Here is an 18,109-nt window from a genome sequence, read left to right as displayed (position 1 = left end):
CATCGACTCAACGCCTGGCTCCGCCGTCACCCCATGGTGGTCGACGCCGCATGGGCGGCGATCGTGCTCGTCCTCGGCCTGCTGCCGAACGACAACCTCCCGGACGACGGCTGGCGCCTCGACGCGGACATCCTGGTCGCGCTGCTGCTGCCCGCGCTGATGGTCTTCCGCCGCCGCTACCCCGACGTCACCGTGGCCGCCGCCACCGGCCTCGGCGTCAGCCAGGTGCTGGCCGACGTCGAACCGGGCGGCTCCTCCATCGCCTACCTGGTCTTCGCCTACACCGGCGCCGCCTTCGGCCAGAAGTGGACCTCCCGGCTGGCGCTGACCGCCGGGCTGTCCGCCGGGCCGCTGGTGTTCTGGCAGATGAACCCGATGAAGACGGTCCGCGAGAGCGCCGACCACTACGTCTCCCGCCCGTACGCGGTCGGCGAAGCGGCGCTGATCATGCTGCTGATGAGCACGCCGTTCATCCTCTGCTGGGCCTGGGGGCGGCTGACCAGGGTGCGCCGCGCCTACCTGACCGAGCTGGAGGACCGCGCCGCCCGGCTGGAGCGCGAGCGGGACGCCCAGGCCAAGGTGGCGGTCGCCGCCGAACGGGCCCGGATCGCCCGCGAGCTGCACGACGTGGTGGCGCACAATGTGTCGGTGATGATCGTCCAGGCCGACGGCGCCGCGTACGTCCTCGACAACTCCCCGCAGCAGGCGAAGGAGGCGCTCGGCACGATCGCCTCCACCGGCCGTCAGGCGCTGGTCGAGATGCGCCGCCTGCTCGGTGTGCTGCGCACCGCCGGCACCGCCGAGGAGTACGTGCCGCAGCCGGGCGTGGAGGAGCTGCCGGAGCTGCTGGAGCAGGTCCGCACGGCCGGGCTCCAGGTGGACTACGCGACGTCCGGGCACCCGCGCGAGCTGCCGCGCGGCGTCGAGCTGACCGTCTACCGGATCGTCCAGGAGGCGCTCACCAACGTCCGCAAGCACGGCGGCCCCGACGTGCACGCCCGGGTCGCGGTCGACTTCGGGGAGCGCGAGCTGGCCGTGCTGGTGGAGGACGACGGGCGCGGCAGCACCGACGAACAGCTGGCCGCCGGCGGCCAGGACGGTCTCGGCCACGGCCTGATCGGCATGCGCGAACGGGTCGGCATGGTCAGCGGCAGCCTCGACGTGGGCCCCCGCCCCGGCGGCGGCTTCCGGATCCGCGCCGTCCTGCCGCTCAAGGCCGCCCACTGACCCCCGTACCCAAGGAGCCCACCTTGACCATCCGCGTGATGCTCGTCGACGACCAGGAACTGCTGCGCACCGGTTTCCGGATGATCCTCCAGTCGCAGGGCGACATCGAGATCGCCGCCGAGGCGGGTGACGGCGCGCAGGCCGTGGAGCAGCTGCGGCACACCAAGGTGGACGTGATCCTGATGGACGTCCGGATGCCGCGCCTGGACGGTGTGCAGGCGACCCGCCGGATCTGCCTGGCCGAGGACGGCAGCCCGCTGCCGGACGCCCCGCACGTGCTGATCCTCACCACCTTCGACCTGGACGAGTACGCGTTCGCCGCGCTCAAGGCGGGCGCCAGCGGCTTCCTGCTCAAGGACGTCCCGCCGACCGAGCTGGTGGCCGCGATCCGCGCGGTGCACGGCGGGGACGCGGTGGTCGCCCCGACCACCACCCGCCGGATGATCGACCGCTTCGCCGAGGTGCTGCCCACCCCGCAGAGCGCGCCCGGGTCGAACGTCCTCGGCCCGCTGACCGAGCGCGAGCGGGAGGTGTTCCTGCTGGTCGCCCAGGGCCTGTCGAACGGGGAGATCGCGGCCCGGCTGGTCCTGTCCGAGGCCACCGTGAAGACCCACGTCGGCCGGATCCTGGCCAAGCTCAACCTGCGCGACCGGGTCCAGGCCGTGGTGCTGGCGTACGAGGCCGGGCTGATCCGGGCCGGGGCCACCGACTGAGCTCCCGGGCGTCCGGGCGCCGACCGTAGACTGGGGCGGTACGTCCGGTACCCGAGGAGTGGACCGGAACGGTCATTCAGGACAAGGGTGGATGCGTGGATCCGTCCGACTTCGCCGGCTCCGGCGAGTTCGCCCCGTTCGCCGACGGCTTCGGCGACCCCGCCGGGAACCCCCAGGACCCCGGCAACCGTCCGGCCCGGCTCGCCGTCGGCGTGGTCGGCACCGGCCGGGTCGGCCCCGCGCTGGGCGCCGCGCTGCAGCTCGCCGGGCACACCGTGGTCGCCGCCTCCGGGGTGTCCGCCACCTCCCGCCGCCGTGCCGACGCGCTGCTGCCGGGCGTGCGGATCGTCACCCCGCCGCAGGTGCTGGCCGCCGCCGACCTGGTGCTGCTGACCGTCCCGGACGACGCGCTCGCCGACCTGGTGGCCGGGCTGGCCGCCACCGGCGCCGTCCGCCCCGGGCAGCTCGTCGTGCACACCTCCGGCGCGCACGGCGTCGCCGTCCTGGAGCCCGCCGTCCGGGCCGGGGCACTGCCGCTGGCGCTGCACCCGGCGATGACCTTCACCGGCACCTCGGTCGACCTGGACCGGCTGGCCGGCTGCCCGTTCGGCGTGACCGCCCCCGCGGAGCTGCGGCCGGTCGCCGAGGCGCTGGTGGTGGAGATGGGCGGCGAGCCCGAGTGGGTGCCCGAGGAGGTCCGCCCGCTCTACCACACCGCCCTCGCGCACGGCGCGAACCACCTGGTCACCCTGGTGGCGCAGGCGATGGAGCTGCTGCGCGCGGCGGGCGTCGCCGAACCGGGCCGGATGCTCGGCCCGCTGCTGGGCGCCGCCCTGGACAACAGTCTGCGCTCCGGCGACGCGGCCCTCACCGGCCCGGTCGCCCGGGGCGACGCGGGCACCGTGCGGCGCCACCTGGCGCAGCTCAGTACGGTGTCCCCGGACATCCCGGCGGCCTACCGCGCGATGGCCCGCGCCACCGCGCAGCGGGCGCTCGCCAACGGAACGATCGACGACACGTCGGCGGCGGCGCTGCTGGACGTACTGAACGAGGAGAAGCGCTAGATGGCACGCGGTAAGCAGCCGAGCAAGCCCCAGAAGACGCCGAAGGTCCACCGGGCGATCGTCACGCACACCGTGGACGACTTCGAGGCCGCGTTCTGGCCGGACGAGCAGCCGGTGGACAACGCCGTGGTGATGACCATGGGCGCCCTGCACGAGGGCCACGCCGCGCTGATCCGGGCCGCCCGCAAGCAGGTCGGCCGGGACGGCCGGGTCGCGGTGACGGTCTTCGTCAACCCGCTGCAGTTCGGCCCCGGCGAGGACCTGGAGCGCTACCCGCGCGCCCTCGACGCCGACGTGAAGCTGGCCGAGGAGAACGGCGCCGACGTGGTGTTCGCGCCGTCCGTCGACGAGGTCTACCCGAACGGCGAGCCCCAGGTGCGCCTGGCCGCCGGCCCGATGGGCGAGCGCTACGAGGGCGCCACCCGGCCCGGCCACTTCGACGGCGTGCTGACCGTGGTCGCCAAGCTGCTGCACATCACCGACCCGGACTTCGCGCTCTTCGGCGAGAAGGACGCCCAGCAGCTGGCGATCATCCGGCGGATGGTCGCCGACCTGGACTTCGACGTCGAGATCGTCGGCGTGCCGACCGTCCGCGAGGAGGACGGCCTGGCGCTGTCCTCGCGCAACCGCTACCTCTCCGAGGAGGAGCGCGGCCACGCCCTCACGCTGTCCCGGGCGCTGTTCGCCGGCCGGGACGTCGCCGCGCAGGGCCCGAAGGCGGTCCGCGAGGCCGCCGCGGCCGTCCTGGACGGCGCCGAGGGCGTCACCCTGGACTACCTCGCCCTGATCGACCCGCACGCCTTCTCGGAGGCGGCGGACGACTTCCAGGGCGAGGCGGTGCTGGCCGTCGCCGCGCAGGTGGGCTCGACCCGTCTGATCGACAACGTCGGCATCATCGTTCGCTGAACCCGTTCACCGCCCGGTCCGGCGGGAGCACCCGCCGGGCCGGCAGCACCACCCCTTCAGGCATGCACTCACAGGAGGCGTGACCCCATGCTCCGCACCATGCTCAAGTCCAAGATCCACCGGGCCACCGTGACCCAGGCCGACCTGCACTACGTCGGCTCCGTCACGGTGGACGAGGACCTGCTCGACGCCGCCGACCTGCTCCCCGGCGAGCTGGTCCACATCGTCGACATCAACAACGGCGCCCGGCTGGAGACGTACACCATCGCCGGCCCGCGCGGCACCGGCGTGATCGGCATCAACGGTGCCGCCGCCCGGCTGGTCCACCCCGGCGACCTGGTCATCCTGATCGCCTACGGGCAGATGGACACGGCCGAGGCCAAGGGCTACGAGCCGAAGGTCGTCTTCGTGGACGAGCGGAACCGGATCACCGGCTTCGGCGGCGACCCCGCCGAAGCCCAGGAGGGCACCGGACTGCTGCGCGGGGACGCGGCGTACGGTGGCGGCAACGGCGCGGCCACCGCCGCCACGCGCTGAAGGAGCCAGCCACCCATGTCCACGCACCGCCTCACCGCCCCGGCCCCCGGCTGGACCGCGACCACCGACGTGGTCGTGGTCGGCTCCGGAGTGGCCGGCCTCACCGTCGCGCTCAACGTCCGCAAGGCCGGCCTGCGGGCCATGGTGGTCACCAAGGCGATGCTGGACGACGGCTCCACCCGCTGGGCCCAGGGCGGCATCGCGGCCGCCCTGGGCGAGGGGGACACCCCCGAGCAGCACCTGGACGACACCCTGGTGGCCGGCGCCGGGATCTGCGACGAGGAGGCCGTCCGCACCCTGGTCACCGAGGGCCCGGACGCCGTCCGCCGGCTGATCGCGGTCGGTGCCGCGTTCGACCGCGGCGAGGACGGCGAGATCCTGCTGACCCGCGAGGGCGGCCACCACCGCCGCCGGATCGTCCACGCGGGCGGGGACGCGACCGGCGCCGAGATATCGCGCGCCCTGGTCGCCGCCGTCCGCACCACAGCGACATCAGCGGCCCTGGCCGCGGGCGGCATCGAGCTGATCGAGCACGCGCTCGTCCTCGACCTGCTGACCGACGCCGAGGGCCACACCGCCGGGCTGACCCTGCACGTGATGGGCGAGGGCCAGCGCGACGGCGTCGGCGCCGTCCGGGCCCGCGCGGTGGTGCTCGCCACCGGCGGCATGGGCCAGGTCTTCTCCGCCACCACCAACCCGGCGGTCTCCACCGGCGACGGCGTGGCCCTGGCCCTGCGGGCCGGCGCAGCCGCCGCCGACCTGGAGTTCGTCCAGTTCCACCCCACCGTGCTCTGGCTGGGCCCGGACGCCGAGGGCCAGCAGCCGCTGGTCTCCGAGGCGGTCCGCGGCGAGGGCGCCCACCTGGTCGACGCGGACGGCGTCCGCTTCATGGTCGGGCAGCACGAACTGGCCGAGCTGGCCCCGCGCGACATCGTCGCCAAGGCGATCACCCGGCGCATGCAGGAGCAGGGCGCCGAGCACATGTACCTGGACGGGCGGCACTTCGGCGCCGAGATGTGGGAGCACCGCTTCCCCACCATCCTCGCCTCCTGCCGCGCGCACGGCATCGACCCGGTGACCGAGCCGATCCCGGTCTCCCCGGCCGCCCACCACGCCTCCGGCGGCGTCCGCACCGACCGGCACGGCCGCACCGACGTCCCCGGCCTGTACGCCTGCGGCGAGGTCGCCTGCACCGGGGTGCACGGCGCCAACCGGCTGGCCTCCAACTCGCTGCTGGAGGGCCTGGTCTTCGCCGAGCGGATCGCCGCCGACCTGGCCGGCCGGCACGCGGCCGGCGAGCTGCCCGAGCGCACCGTGGACGTGGCCGCCGCGCGGGCCGCGCAGGCCGTGCCGCTGCCGCCGTCCGAGGCGCGCGCGGAGATCCAGCGGCTGATGTCGCGCGGCGCGGGCGTGCTGCGCTCGGCCGACTCGATCGCCGGCGCCGCGGCCGGGCTCGCCCTGATCGCCGAGCAGTCGTACGCGCACCTCGCCGAGGAGAAGCCGGCCGACCCCCGGGTCGAGACCTGGGAGGCCGCCAACCTGCTGCTGGTCGCCACCGCCCTGGTCGCCGCCGCCGCGCAGCGCGAGGAGACCCGCGGCTGCCACTGGCGCGAGGACTTCCCCGAGCGGGACGACGCCCACTGGCGGCGCCACCTGATCACCACCCTCGCCGCCGCCGGCGGCCCCGTCAGCACCCCTGAGGAGCAGTAGAACCATGACCCACTCCCACGAGGAACTCCCCCTGGCCGACCAGGGCGGCGGCTGCGGCGACGGCTGCGCCTGCGGGGACGGCGAGGGCTACGAGACCGGTCTGGACCCGCAGCTCGCCGAGCTGCTGGAGCAGGCCGGGCTGGACCCGGTCGAGGTCGAGGACATCGCCACCCTGGCCCTGGCCGAGGACCTGGCCGGCGGCGAGGACGTCACCTCGGTGGCCACCGTGCCCGCCGACGCGGTCGCCACCGCCGACTTCACCGCCCGCCAGGCCGGCGTGGTGGCCGGCCTGCGGATCGCCGAGGCCGTCGTCTCGCTGGTCTGCGAGGAGGAGTTCGAGGTCGAGCGGCACGTCGAGGACGGCGACCGGGTGGCGGCCGGCCAGGTCCTGCTCTCGGTCCGCTCCCGCACCCGCGACCTGCTGACCGCCGAGCGCAGCGCGCTCAACCTGCTCTGCCACCTGTCCGGCATCGCCACCGCGACCCGCGCCTGGGCGGACGCCCTGGAGGGCACCGGCGCCGTGGTCCGGGACACCCGCAAGACCACGCCGGGCCTGCGCGCGCTGGAGAAGTTCGCGGTGCGCTGCGGCGGCGGCGCCAACCACCGGATGGCGCTGTCCGACGCCGCCCTGGTGAAGGACAACCACGTGGTCGCGGCCGGCGGCGTGGCCGAGGCCTTCCGGGCCGTCCGGGCCGCGTACCCGGACCTGCCGGTCGAGGTCGAGGTCGACACCCTGGAGCAGATCGCGCCGGTGCTGGAGGCCGGGGCCGACCTGATCCTGCTGGACAACTTCACCGTCGACCTGCTGAAGGAGGCCGTCGCCCTGGTGTCCGGCCGGGCCAAGCTGGAGGCCTCCGGCGGACTGACCCTGGCCGACGCGCGCGAGGTCGCCCAGACTGGTGTCGACTACCTGGCCGTGGGCGCGCTCACCCACTCCTCGCCGATCCTGGACATCGGCCTGGACCTGCGCGCCTGACCCCAGGTCGAGCGCGCCGCCCGTCCCGACTCGCAGAAAGCGCCCCATGCTCCTCACCATCGACGTCGGCAACACCCAGACCACACTCGGCCTGTTCGACGGCGAGGACGTGGTGGAACACTGGCGGATCTCGACCGATCCGCGCCGCACCGCCGATGAACTGGCGGTGCTGCTGCAGGGCCTGATGGGCAACCACACCGCGGTCAAGGAGGCCGTGGTGGACGGCCTGGCGATCTGCTCGTCCGTTCCCGCCGTGCTCCACGAGCTCCGCGAGGTGACCCGCCGCTACTACGGCGACGTCCCCGCGGTGATCGTGGAGCCCGGCGTGAAGACCGGGGTGCACGTCCTGATGGACAACCCCAAGGAGGTCGGCGCCGACCGGATCGTCAACGCCCTGGCCGCCAACCACCTCTACGGCGGCCCGTGCATCGTGGTCGACTTCGGCACCGCGACCACCTTCGACGCCGTCAACGCCCGCGGCGACTACGTCGGCGGGGCGATCGCCCCCGGGATCGAGATCTCCGTCGAGGCCCTCGGCGTCCGCGGCGCCCAGCTGCGCAAGATCGAGCTGGCCCGCCCGCGCAACGTGATCGGCAAGAACACCGTCGAGGGCATGCAGTCCGGCATCCTCTACGGCTTCGCCGGCCAGGTCGACGGCCTGGTCGAGCGGATGGCCCGCGAACTCTCCAAGGACCCGGACGACGTCCAGGTGATCGCCACCGGCGGCCTCGCCACCCTCGTCCTCGGCGAGGCCACCAGCATCGACGTCCACGAGCCCTGGCTCACCCTCATCGGCCTGCGCCTGGTCTACGAACGCAACCGCCCGAGCTGACCGGCTCCGCCCGTCGGGCCGACCGCGGGTGGTTCGACGCGACGTTACCGACAAATCGGATATTCGTCACGTAGTGTCAGTCCATGCCTACGCCACACGGATCGCGCGGCGGCATGGCCTTCAGCGCCGACGAAGTCCGCGTGCTGCGCCGAGCCCTCGCCCAAGCCCTGCACCCCGCCGTCCCCGTCCACCTCCAGCGGCCCGACCGGCCGGCCCTCGCCGGGCCCGGCGCCGAACTGTGGGCGGAGGACGTCCAGGACGCGCTGCGTCTGACCGAGGCGATCGACGAGGCCGTCCAGGAGGGCGGCCGGTTGCGCGCCTTCCTGCTCGCCGACCTCGGCCGCTACCGCTCGGCCCTGCCCGGCGGCGCGCCCGGCTACCTGGAACGGCTGGAGGAGGCCGTGTCCGACGGGTACCTGCCCGGGCCCGAGGACCTCACCGCACTGCGCGGGCTGACCCGCCAGCCCTGCGGCCAGGGCGAGCGGGCGCGCCGCTCCCGCCTGGCCGGGCGCTGCCACGCGCTCGCCGAGGCCGCCGTCCGCGAACGCCTCGCCCTCGCCACCGGACAGCCCCGCCACCTGGTGGCCGTGCCGAGCCCCGCCGCACCCCCCAGCAGTCACCCCACCCCTGTAGGAGGACGGACCACCATGAGCAGCACCGACTCCCGCCCGGAGCAGCCCGCCGAGCCCGCCGCCGCGAAGATCCCGCCCCGCCCGTACCGGATGCCCACCCCGGCCGAGCTCTTCGGCCGCCGCCCCAAGCCCCCGGCCCGGCCCGCCCCGCCGGAGGACCCGGCCGCCGAGGAGATCGAGCTCGCCACCGGCACCGGCTGAGCCGCCCGAGCACCCCGGAGGGGGGACCGCGCCGCCGCGGTCCCCCCTCCGGACGCAATCCCGTCGCGGAGCACCGCGTGTGGCTGGATACCCTTGTGGGGTGAGCGATCAGAGTCTTCTTCCCGCGACCGACGACCTTCCCGAGCAGATGCGCGTCCGGCGCGAGAAGCTGGACCGGCTCCGGGCGGCCGGCGTCGACCCGTACCCGGTCGGATTCCCCCGTACCAGCACCATCGCGGACCTGCGTGCCAAGCACCCGGACCTGGAGCCGGACACCGCGACCGGCGAGCGCGCCGGGATCACCGGCCGGGTGATCCTCTCCCGCACCGGCGGCAAGCTCTGCTTCGCCACCCTGCGCGACGGCACCGGCGACCTCCAGGTGATGTTCTCCCTGGACAAGCTGGGCGCGGAGCGCCTGGCCGCCTGGAAGGCCGACATCGACCTCGGCGACCAGGTCGGCGTCGAGGGCGAGGTGATCACCTCCAAGCGCGGCGAGCTGTCGGTGATGGTGGACCGCTGGGAGCTCACCGCCAAGTGCCTGCGGCCGCTGCCCGACAAGCACAAGGGCCTGACCGACCCGGAGGCCCGGGTCCGCCAGCGCTACGTGGACCTGATCGTGAACCCCGAGGCCCGCGAGATCCTGCACCTGCGCAGCAAGGTCGTCCGCTCGATCCGCCGCACCTACGAGGACCGCGGCTACATCGAGGTCGAGACCCCGATGCTGCAGCCCGTGCACGGCGGCGCCAACGCCCGTCCGTTCCGGACCCACATCAACGCGTACGACATCGACCTCTACCTGCGCATCGCCCCCGAGCTGTACCTCAAGCGCCTGGTGGTCGGCGGCGCCGAGAAGGTCTTCGAGATCAACCGCAACTTCCGCAACGAGGGCGCGGACTCCACGCACAACCCGGAGTTCACCTCGCTGGAGTCGTACGAGGCCTACGGCGACTACGACACCCAGGCCGAGCTGATCCGCGCGACGATCGTCAACGCGGCCCGGGACGCGCTGGGCACCACCGTGATCAAGGGCGTGGACGCGCACGGCGTCGAGCACGAGATCGACCTGGCCGAGCCGTGGGAGGAGGTCAGCGTCTACCCGGGCATCTCCGCCCGCCTGGGCGTCGAGGTCACCCCGGAGACCGGCGTCGAGGAGCTGCGCGAGCTGGCCGCCGCGCACGGCATCCCGTTCGAGAAGGACTGGGGCCACGGCCAGATCGTGCTGGAGATGGTCGAGCGCCTGCTGGAGGAGAACGCCGTCCGGCCGACCTTCATCAAGGACTACCCGACCGAGGTCTCCCCGCTGACCCGCCAGCACCGCTCGGTGCCGGGCGTGGCCGAGAAGTGGGACCTGGTGATCTTCGGCACCGAGATCGGCACCGCCTACTCCGAGCTGGTCGACCCGGTCGAGCAGCGCGCCCGCCTCACCGCCCAGTCCCTGCTGGCGGCCGGCGGCGACGTCGAGGCGATGCAGGTGGACGAGGACTTCCTGCGGGCGCTGGAGTACGCGATGCCCCCCACCGGTGGCCTCGGCCTCGGCGTGGACCGCCTGATCATGCTGCTGACCGGCAAGAACATCCGGGAGACCGTACTCTTCCCGCTGGTGAAGCCGGAGCCGAAGGCTTCCGCCGCGACGGCGGAGAAGACCGAGGAGGAGTGACCTGATGGACTACGTCAGCGCGATCGTGCCACCGCTGGTCATGGCGATCGGCTTCGGGTTCCTGGTGCGGGCCATCGTCCGCAGCCAGGGCGGGAACCAGAAGGCCAAGGAAGACGTCGACTGATAGACGGGGCCCGGCTCCCCGGACCCGGACGACCCGCGAGCGGACCCGCGACTGACGCCGTCAGCCGCCCCGAACGACCGGCGCGCCGCCATTCCCGATTCCCGGGGGTGGCGGCGCGCCGGTTTGGCGCACTTCACAAGATTTGCCCCATTCACTCCCTATCCTGGCCGCACTATGGTCCGGCAACTCGGCGAACTTGAGAACGCCATCATGACCCGGGTGTGGCAGTGGAACCGACCGGTGACGGTTCGCGAGGTTCTCCTGGATCTGCGGTCGGAACGCGAAATCGCGTACACCACGGTGATGACCGTCCTGGACAAGCTGCACAGAAAGGGCTGGTTGCGCCGCGAGCGGGTCGGCCGGGCCTATCGATATGAACCGGTCTCCTCGCGCGAGGCGTACACGGCGGCTCTGATGAACGACGCCTGGGCCACCGGCGACAATCCGGCGGCGGCCCTGGTGCACTTCTTCGGCCTGATGTCGCCCGAGCAGCGCGAGGCACTCCGGGACGCGTTGCGGGTCGCCGCCCTCTTCCCGCCCGATCCGCCGGGCGCGGAATCCGCGGCGGACCGACCGGATACCGGCGGAGCGGATACCGGCGAGACCGGACCGGGCACGACGCGATAGCGTCCCGGCATGGAGGTCACCATCCGCCGCGCACGGACCACGGACGTGCGGGCAGTACGCGGGCTCATCGACGCCTACTCGCGCGACGGCATTCTGCTGGACAAGCCCACAGTCACACTGTTCGAATCCGTCCAGGAGTTCTGGGTCGCGGAACGCGACGACACCGGCGCCGTGGTGGCCTGCGGCGCCCTGCACGTGATGTGGGAGGACCTCGCCGAGGTCCGCACCCTCGCGGTGGATCCGTCCTGCCGGGGCTTCGGGGTCGGACATCTGCTGCTGGAGAAGCTGGTGCAGACCGCCCGCTGGCTCGGCGTCCGTCGGATTTTCTGCTTGACGTTCGAGGTTCCGTTCTTCGCGAAACACGGTTTCGTCGAGATCGGGGAGCTCCAGGAAACCGATGATGGTACGACAGACCCGGCGGCGATCGCTACGGATGTCTATGAAGAACTCCTCCGCTCGTACGATGAAGGCGTCGCCGAGTTCCTTGACCTGGAGCGGGTGAAGCCCAACACACTGGGCAACTCGCGCATGCTGCTGCACCTCTGAGCCGCTCCGCGCGGGTCAAGGGTTTGTGTTTTCCGGAGAAAGGCGCTTTCCTTTCCTCAGGCAATGGGTCGTTTAGCGGAAAGGGAAGCCCGTGGCACAGAGGGTGCAGGTCATTCTTGAAGACGATCTCGACGGTGGTTCGGCGGACGAGACGGTGACGTTCGCGCTCGACGGCGTTGCCTACGAGATCGACCTGAAGAGCGCCAACGCGGACAAGCTCCGCGGTCTGCTGGCGCCGTACGTGGAGAAGGGCCGCAAGCAGAGCGGCCGGCTCGCCGGCCCCCGCCGCCCGGGCCGCAGCTCGGCGGCGCGCCCGTCCGGCAGCGCTCCGGACACCGCGAAGATCCGCGCGTGGGCCAAGGAGCAGGGCATGGACGTCAACGACCGCGGCCGGGTGCCGAGCGGCGTCCGCGAGGCCTACGAGCAGGCCAACGCGTCCTGACTCCGCCACCGTCGCAACGCCGGAGCGGATGCGGGGCCCCGGCGGCCGCGGACGGTGCCGATGACACACGCGCGGGGCGCGGAGGAGCCTCCTCCGCGCCCCGCGGCGCGCACCCGGAGGGCCGCGGCGCCGACGGCGCCAGGGAGCACCCGGGGCCCGGGTCCGGGCGGCGGAACAATCACGGGCTGTGCGACGCTGTAGGAGCGAAGCGGTAACGCGGACACCACCCGGCGGCGTACGGCCGCCCCGGTCGGCGGCGAACCGCCGTCACTGCGGCCCGACTTCTCGCCAGGCGAACACCGCCACCGCGGAAACTGCGCGAGAACCGCCCCGATACCGGGTATGAATGCAGGTGGACGGGTTCTCGGACCTGTCCAGGGGCAGTACGCGCGACCGGCCGGAGCGGGTCCGACCGCGTCCCGGCGGCGCTTGTTCGCCGATGGCGTAGCGGATTCCGGTGCATCCGGCCCACCAGTGGGAACACCGATTCCCAGCATCAGGTTGGGATTGGTGTCGGCTGGTCGCGCAGCATCTCGCTCCCGTACCGGGGAGTGAATCCGTGGGCCGCGCCGCTGAGCGGGACTAGCATGCGGAAGGACAGGGCGGGGACGGACCCCGAACTGCCCGACCGCTCTGAGGAGCGATAAACGATGTTCGAGAGGTTCACCGACCGCGCGCGGCGGGTTGTCGTCCTGGCTCAGGAAGAAGCCCGGATGCTCAACCACAACTACATCGGCACCGAGCACATCCTCCTGGGTCTGATCCACGAGGGCGAGGGCGTCGCCGCCAAGGCCCTGGAGAGCCTCGGGATTTCCCTTGAGGCCGTTCGCCAGCAGGTCGAAGAGATCATCGGCCAGGGCCAGCAGGCCCCGTCCGGTCACATTCCCTTCACCCCCCGGGCGAAGAAGGTCCTGGAGCTGTCGCTCCGCGAGGCCCTTCAGCTCGGCCACAACTACATCGGCACCGAGCACATCCTGCTCGGCCTGATCCGCGAGGGCGAGGGCGTCGCCGCCCAGGTCCTGGTCAAGCTGGGTGCCGACCTCAACCGGGTGCGCCAGCAGGTCATCCAGCTGCTCTCCGGCTACCAGACCAGCGGCGGCAAGGAGTCGGCCACGGCCGGCGGGCCCGCCGAGGGCACCCCGTCGACCTCCCTGGTCCTGGACCAGTTCGGCCGCAACCTCACCCAGGCCGCCCGCGAGGCCAAGCTCGACCCGGTGATCGGGCGCGAGAAGGAGATCGAGCGGGTCATGCAGGTGCTGTCCCGCCGCACCAAGAACAACCCGGTGCTGATCGGTGAGCCCGGCGTCGGCAAGACCGCCGTGGTCGAGGGCCTGGCACAGGCCATCGTCAAGGGCGAGGTCCCGGAGACGCTCAAGGACAAGCAGCTCTACACGCTGGACCTGGGCGCCCTGGTGGCCGGCTCGCGCTACCGCGGTGACTTCGAGGAGCGCCTGAAGAAGGTCCTCAAGGAGATCCGCACCCGCGGCGACATCATCCTGTTCATCGACGAGCTGCACACCCTGGTCGGCGCGGGCGCCGCCGAGGGCGCCATCGACGCCGCCAGCATCCTCAAGCCGATGCTGGCCCGCGGCGAGCTGCAGACCATCGGTGCCACCACGCTGGACGAGTACCGCAAGCACCTGGAGAAGGACGCCGCGCTGGAGCGCCGCTTCCAGCCGATCCAGGTCGCCGAGCCCTCGCTGCCGCACACCATCGAGATCCTCAAGGGCCTGCGCGACCGCTACGAGGCCCATCACCGGGTCTCCATCACGGACGCCGCCCTGGTCGCCGCCGCCACCCTGGCCGACCGGTACATCTCGGACCGCTTCCTCCCGGACAAGGCGATCGACCTGATCGACGAGGCCGGCTCCCGGATGCGCATCCGCCGGATGACCGCGCCGCCGGACCTGCGCGAGTTCGACGAGAAGATCGCCGACGTGCGCCGCGAGAAGGAGAGCGCGATCGACGCGCAGGACTTCGAGAAGGCCGCGTCCCTGCGCGACGACGAGAAGCAGCTCCTCCAGGCCAAGGCCAAGCGCGAGAAGGAGTGGAAGGCCGGCGACATGGACGTCGTCGCGGAGGTCAACGAGGAGCTCATCGCCGAGGTCCTGGCCACCGCCACCGGCATCCCGGTCTTCAAGCTGACCGAGGAGGAGACCTCGCGTCTGCTGCGCATGGAGGACGAGCTGCACAAGCGCGTCATCGGCCAGAAGGACGCCATCAAGGCGCTCTCCCAGGCCATCCGGCGCACCCGTGCGGGCCTCAAGGACCCGAAGCGCCCCGGCGGTTCGTTCATCTTCGCCGGCCCGTCCGGCGTCGGTAAGACCGAGCTGTCCAAGACGCTGGCGGAGTTCCTGTTCGGCGACGAGGACGCGCTGATCGCGCTCGACATGTCCGAGTTCTCCGAGAAGCACACCGTCTCCCGGCTGTTCGGCTCCCCGCCCGGCTACGTGGGCTACGAGGAGGGCGGCCAGCTGACCGAGAAGGTCCGCCGCAAGCCGTTCTCCGTCGTCCTCTTCGACGAGGTCGAGAAGGCCCACCCGGACATCTTCAACTCGCTGCTGCAGATCCTGGAGGACGGTCGCCTGACCGACTCCCAGGGCCGCGTGGTCGACTTCAAGAACACCGTCATCATCATGACGACCAACCTCGGCACCCGGGACATCTCCAAGGGCTTCAACCTGGGCTTCGCGGCCACGGGTGACTCCCAGACCGGGTACGAGCGGATGAAGGCGAAGGTCGGCGAGGAGCTCAAGCAGCACTTCCGCCCCGAGTTCCTGAACCGCGTCGACGACATCGTGGTGTTCCACCAGCTGTCCGAAGAGGACATCATCCAGATCGTCGACCTCATGGTCGACAAGGTGGACGAGCGCCTCAAGGACAAGGACATGGGCCTGGAGCTCAGCGTCGAGGCCAAGAAGCTGCTGGCCAAGCGCGGCTACGACCCGATCATGGGTGCCCGTCCGCTGCGCCGCACCATCCAGCGCGAGATCGAGGACCACCTCTCCGAGAAGATCCTCTTCGGCGAGCTGCGGGCCGGCCACATCGTCGTCGTCGACGTCGAGGGCGAGGGCAAGGAAGCCAAGTTCACGTTCCGCGGCGAGGAGAAGTCGGCCGTCGCGGACACCCCGGCCGAGGTCGCCTCGTCCGGGCCGGACCTGACGAAGTAGCCCAACTTTTAACAGACAACTTCACAGCAACCGAGCCCCCGGCGTCCACGCCGGGGGCTCGGTGCGTTCCGCGCCTCCGAGGAGGTGCCCGCCGGCCGACCGGACGGGAGGCCTCCGCGCTGGCTGGTACGGGTGCGCTCTTTTTCTCAGCCAGCTTTAACGAACATACGGTTGACAGACGGTCAGCTGATGGGAAGTCGCGGAGCATAGCGCCGTGACCATGTCATGGTCAAGGTCTATCTTTTCTGTGCACGCTTGTATCAAATGACGTCCACCTGTCTTTCATTTTGGTTTGCCGGGCTTTGGCCAAGAGCTGGCCCCGGTCGGGGAGGACGTCACAACGTTGAAGAACACCAGGAGAACCGCTGCGGTCGCGACGGCTGCGGCGGTCATAGTCACGCTCGGCGCGGGCCTTTTCCCGGCCACCGCCGTCGCAGCCGGCTCGGCACCCGTGCCGAGGGACCCGGCTGACGCCGTCCAGTCGAACACCGAGCACAACATCCCGGGCCCGCTGACCGCGAAGGTGGAGGCCGAGCAGAAGGCCGCCACCGAGAAGCTGCTCGACGGCACCGCCCAGGTCGAGCAGCACAACGGCAGCACCAGTGTGAAGCTCGGCAAGGACAAGTACGTGGAGCTCGCCCGCGAGCGCACGGACAAGATCTTCACCATCCTCGTCGACTTCGGCGACCAGGTGGACAACACCACCAAGACGCCCGACGGCAAGGTCAAGTACGGCGGCGAGGCCGGCCCGAAGCACAACGCGATCGAGAAGCCGGACCCGGCGAACAACAACTCGACCGCCTGGCAGGCCGACTACAACCAGCAGCACTACCAGGACCTGTACTTCGCCAAGGACAAGCCCTCGCTGAAGACCTACTACGAGAAGCAGTCCTCGGGCCGCTACTCGGTCGACGGCGTGGTCTCGGACTGGGTGCGGGTTCCGTGGAACGAGGCCCGGTACGGCTCGGACTACTGCGGTTCCAACGTCTGCGCCAGCGCCCAGGACCTGATCCGTGACGCCGTGGACATCTGGTACAAGGACCAGGTGGCCAAGGGCCAGACCCCGGAGCAGATCAAGGCGACCCTGGCCCAGTACGACCAGTGGGACCGCTACGGTTCGCACCACGACGGGAACTTCAACCAGCCCGACGGGTACATCGACCACTTCCAGATCGTGCACGCCGGCGAGGACAAGTCGGCCGGTGGCGGCAAGCAGGGCACCAAGGCCCTGTGGGCGCACCGCTCGTACGTCTACGGCAACCTGACCGGTACCGCGGGCCCCGAGAACAACAAGCTCGGCGGCGTCCAGGTCGGCAGCACCGGCCTCTGGATCGGCGACTACACGATGCAGCCGGAGAACGGCGGCCTCGGCGTCTTCGCCCACGAGTACGGCCACGACCTCGGTCTGCCGGACCTCTACGACACCGCCGGCAAGGGCATCGACAACTCGGTCGGCTTCTGGTCGCTGATGTCCTCCGGTTCCTGGCTGGGCGAGGGCAAGAACAGCATCGGCGACATGCCGAACGACCTCGACGCCTGGAGCAAGTACAAGCTCGGCTGGCTGAAGGCCGACCGCGCCAAGGCGGGCACCGAGTCGACGCACCACATCGGCCCGGCGGAGTACAACAGCAACCTGCCGCAGGGTCTGATCGTCGACCTGCCGAAGAAGAGCATCACCACCGAGATCAACAAGCCCTTCGGGGGCAGCGGTGAGTGGTGGAGCGGCAGCGCCGACAACCTGAACGTCACGCTGACCCGCGACGTCGACCTGACCGGCAAGACCAAGGCCAGCATCAACGCCAAGGCCTGGTACGAGCTGGAGCCGGACTTCGACTACGCGTTCGGCGAGGTCTCCACCGACGGTGGCAAGAACTGGACCGTCGTGGACGGCACCTGGAACGGCGCCCCGCTCCCCCGCGAGAACGACCGTCCGGCCGTGAGCGGCCTGGCCGCCACCTGGGGCGACCTGTCGTTCAACCTGGACGCCTACGCGGGCAAGCAGGTCAAGTTCCGCTACCACAACACCACCGACGGCGGCCTGCACTACCGCGGCCTGACGCTGGACAACATCTCGATCGTCGCCGACGGTGCCACCGTGTTCAGCGACGACGTCGAGAAGGGTGACAACGGCTGGGTGGCCGCAGGGTTCACCCGCTTCGGCGGCTCGTACACCAAGGACTACGCGCAGTACTACATCGCGGAGAACCGGCAGTACGTGTCCTTCGACCAGACCCTGAAGACCGGCCCGTACAACTTCGGCTTCGCCGACCGCCCGGGCTGGGTCGAGCACTACGCGTACCAGCCCGGTCTGCTGATCTGGTACTGGGACGAGTCGCAGACCGACAACAACGTGAGCGCCCACCCGGGCCAGGGCCTGATCCTGCCGGTCGACTCGCACCCGACCCCGCTGAAGTGGAACGACGGCACCCTGATGCGTCCGCGCATGCAGGGCTTCGACTCCACCTTCGGCTCGCGCCGCGTCAACGCGCTGACCCTGCACAAGGCCGGCGTCGAGACCGTCATCCCGAAGACCAAGGGCGTCGACGAGTTCAACGACCTGAAGTCGTGGTGGTCCAAGGACAACCAGTACAACGGTGTGAACGTGCCGAAGACCGGCACCAGCATCGAGGTCGAGAACGAGTCCTCGAACTACCTGGAGACCTGGATCCGGGTCCGCCCGGTCGACAACTGATCGAGCCCGTAGCGATCGGCCTGTGACCAGGCAGCTCTGACGGAACCACGTCC

15 protein-coding genes are annotated in these 18,109 nt (G+C 71.3%); all 15 read left to right on the top strand.

Annotated elements, in window-relative coordinates; genetic code table 11:
- Positions 1-33 precede the first annotated feature (33 nt).
- The 15 genes from ACFQ6N_RS10490 to ACFQ6N_RS10420 all read left to right on the top strand — a co-directional run bounded on the left by ACFQ6N_RS10490 (position 34) and on the right by ACFQ6N_RS10420 (position 18,056).
- Complete coding sequence (locus tag ACFQ6N_RS10490; protein ID WP_380648420.1) at positions 34-1,227, top strand: sensor histidine kinase; 1,194 nt, start codon at positions 34-36, stop codon at positions 1,225-1,227.
- A 23-nt stretch (positions 1,228-1,250) separates the two neighbouring features.
- A complete protein-coding gene (locus ACFQ6N_RS10485; RefSeq protein WP_380648344.1) occupies positions 1,251-1,940 on the top strand; it encodes a response regulator in 690 nt (229 codons plus the stop codon).
- 212 nt (positions 1,941-2,152) lie between these two features.
- Entirely contained in the window at positions 2,153-3,004 is an 852-nt protein-coding gene (locus ACFQ6N_RS10480; RefSeq protein WP_380648419.1) for a Rossmann-like and DUF2520 domain-containing protein, read from the top strand.
- Complete coding sequence (panC, locus tag ACFQ6N_RS10475; protein ID WP_380648343.1) at positions 3,005-3,910, top strand: pantoate--beta-alanine ligase; 906 nt, start codon at positions 3,005-3,007, stop codon at positions 3,908-3,910.
- Positions 3,911-3,997: 87 nt separating this feature from the next.
- A complete protein-coding gene (gene panD / locus ACFQ6N_RS10470) occupies positions 3,998-4,447 on the top strand; it encodes an aspartate 1-decarboxylase (RefSeq protein WP_380648342.1) in 450 nt (149 codons plus the stop codon).
- 15 nt (positions 4,448-4,462) lie between these two features.
- On the top strand, positions 4,463-6,157 hold the full coding sequence (locus ACFQ6N_RS10465) for an L-aspartate oxidase (protein ID WP_380648341.1): 1,695 nt from the start codon (positions 4,463-4,465) through the stop codon (positions 6,155-6,157).
- A gap of 4 nt (positions 6,158-6,161) precedes the next feature.
- On the top strand, positions 6,162-7,133 hold the full coding sequence (gene nadC / locus ACFQ6N_RS10460) for a carboxylating nicotinate-nucleotide diphosphorylase (protein ID WP_380648340.1): 972 nt from the start codon (positions 6,162-6,164) through the stop codon (positions 7,131-7,133).
- Positions 7,134-7,179: 46 nt separating this feature from the next.
- Positions 7,180-7,965 (top strand): type III pantothenate kinase, encoded by a 786-nt coding sequence (locus ACFQ6N_RS10455; RefSeq protein ID WP_380648339.1) that lies wholly within the window; start codon positions 7,180-7,182, stop codon positions 7,963-7,965.
- Positions 7,966-8,048: 83 nt separating this feature from the next.
- The gene (locus ACFQ6N_RS10450; RefSeq protein WP_380648338.1) at positions 8,049-8,798 is read left to right on the top strand and encodes a hypothetical protein; all 750 of its coding nucleotides are present in this window, start codon (positions 8,049-8,051) and stop codon (positions 8,796-8,798) included.
- A gap of 100 nt (positions 8,799-8,898) precedes the next feature.
- Positions 8,899-10,455, top strand: a complete 1,557-nt coding sequence (gene lysX, locus ACFQ6N_RS10445) for a bifunctional lysylphosphatidylglycerol synthetase/lysine--tRNA ligase LysX (RefSeq protein ID WP_380648337.1) — start codon at positions 8,899-8,901, stop codon at positions 10,453-10,455.
- Between the two features lie 298 nt (positions 10,456-10,753).
- Positions 10,754-11,206, top strand: a complete 453-nt coding sequence (locus tag ACFQ6N_RS10440) for a BlaI/MecI/CopY family transcriptional regulator (protein WP_380648336.1) — start codon at positions 10,754-10,756, stop codon at positions 11,204-11,206.
- Positions 11,207-11,215: 9 nt separating this feature from the next.
- The gene (locus ACFQ6N_RS10435) at positions 11,216-11,752 is read left to right on the top strand and encodes an amino-acid N-acetyltransferase (protein WP_380648334.1); all 537 of its coding nucleotides are present in this window, start codon (positions 11,216-11,218) and stop codon (positions 11,750-11,752) included.
- Positions 11,753-11,843: 91 nt separating this feature from the next.
- Entirely contained in the window at positions 11,844-12,194 is a 351-nt protein-coding gene (locus ACFQ6N_RS10430) for an Lsr2 family protein (protein ID WP_380648333.1), read from the top strand.
- Between the two features lie 650 nt (positions 12,195-12,844).
- On the top strand, positions 12,845-15,364 hold the full coding sequence (locus ACFQ6N_RS10425) for an ATP-dependent Clp protease ATP-binding subunit (protein WP_380648332.1): 2,520 nt from the start codon (positions 12,845-12,847) through the stop codon (positions 15,362-15,364).
- Between the two features lie 343 nt (positions 15,365-15,707).
- Complete coding sequence (locus ACFQ6N_RS10420) at positions 15,708-18,056, top strand: immune inhibitor A domain-containing protein (protein ID WP_380648331.1); 2,349 nt, start codon at positions 15,708-15,710, stop codon at positions 18,054-18,056.
- Positions 18,057-18,109 lie beyond the last annotated feature (53 nt).

It is taken from the genome of Kitasatospora sp. NPDC056446 (assembly GCF_042796115.1).
GTDB lineage: Bacteria > Actinomycetota > Actinomycetes > Streptomycetales > Streptomycetaceae > Kitasatospora.
The sequence above is the reverse complement of the archived record's forward strand: the minus strand, read 5'-3'. Positions and strand labels throughout refer to the sequence as shown.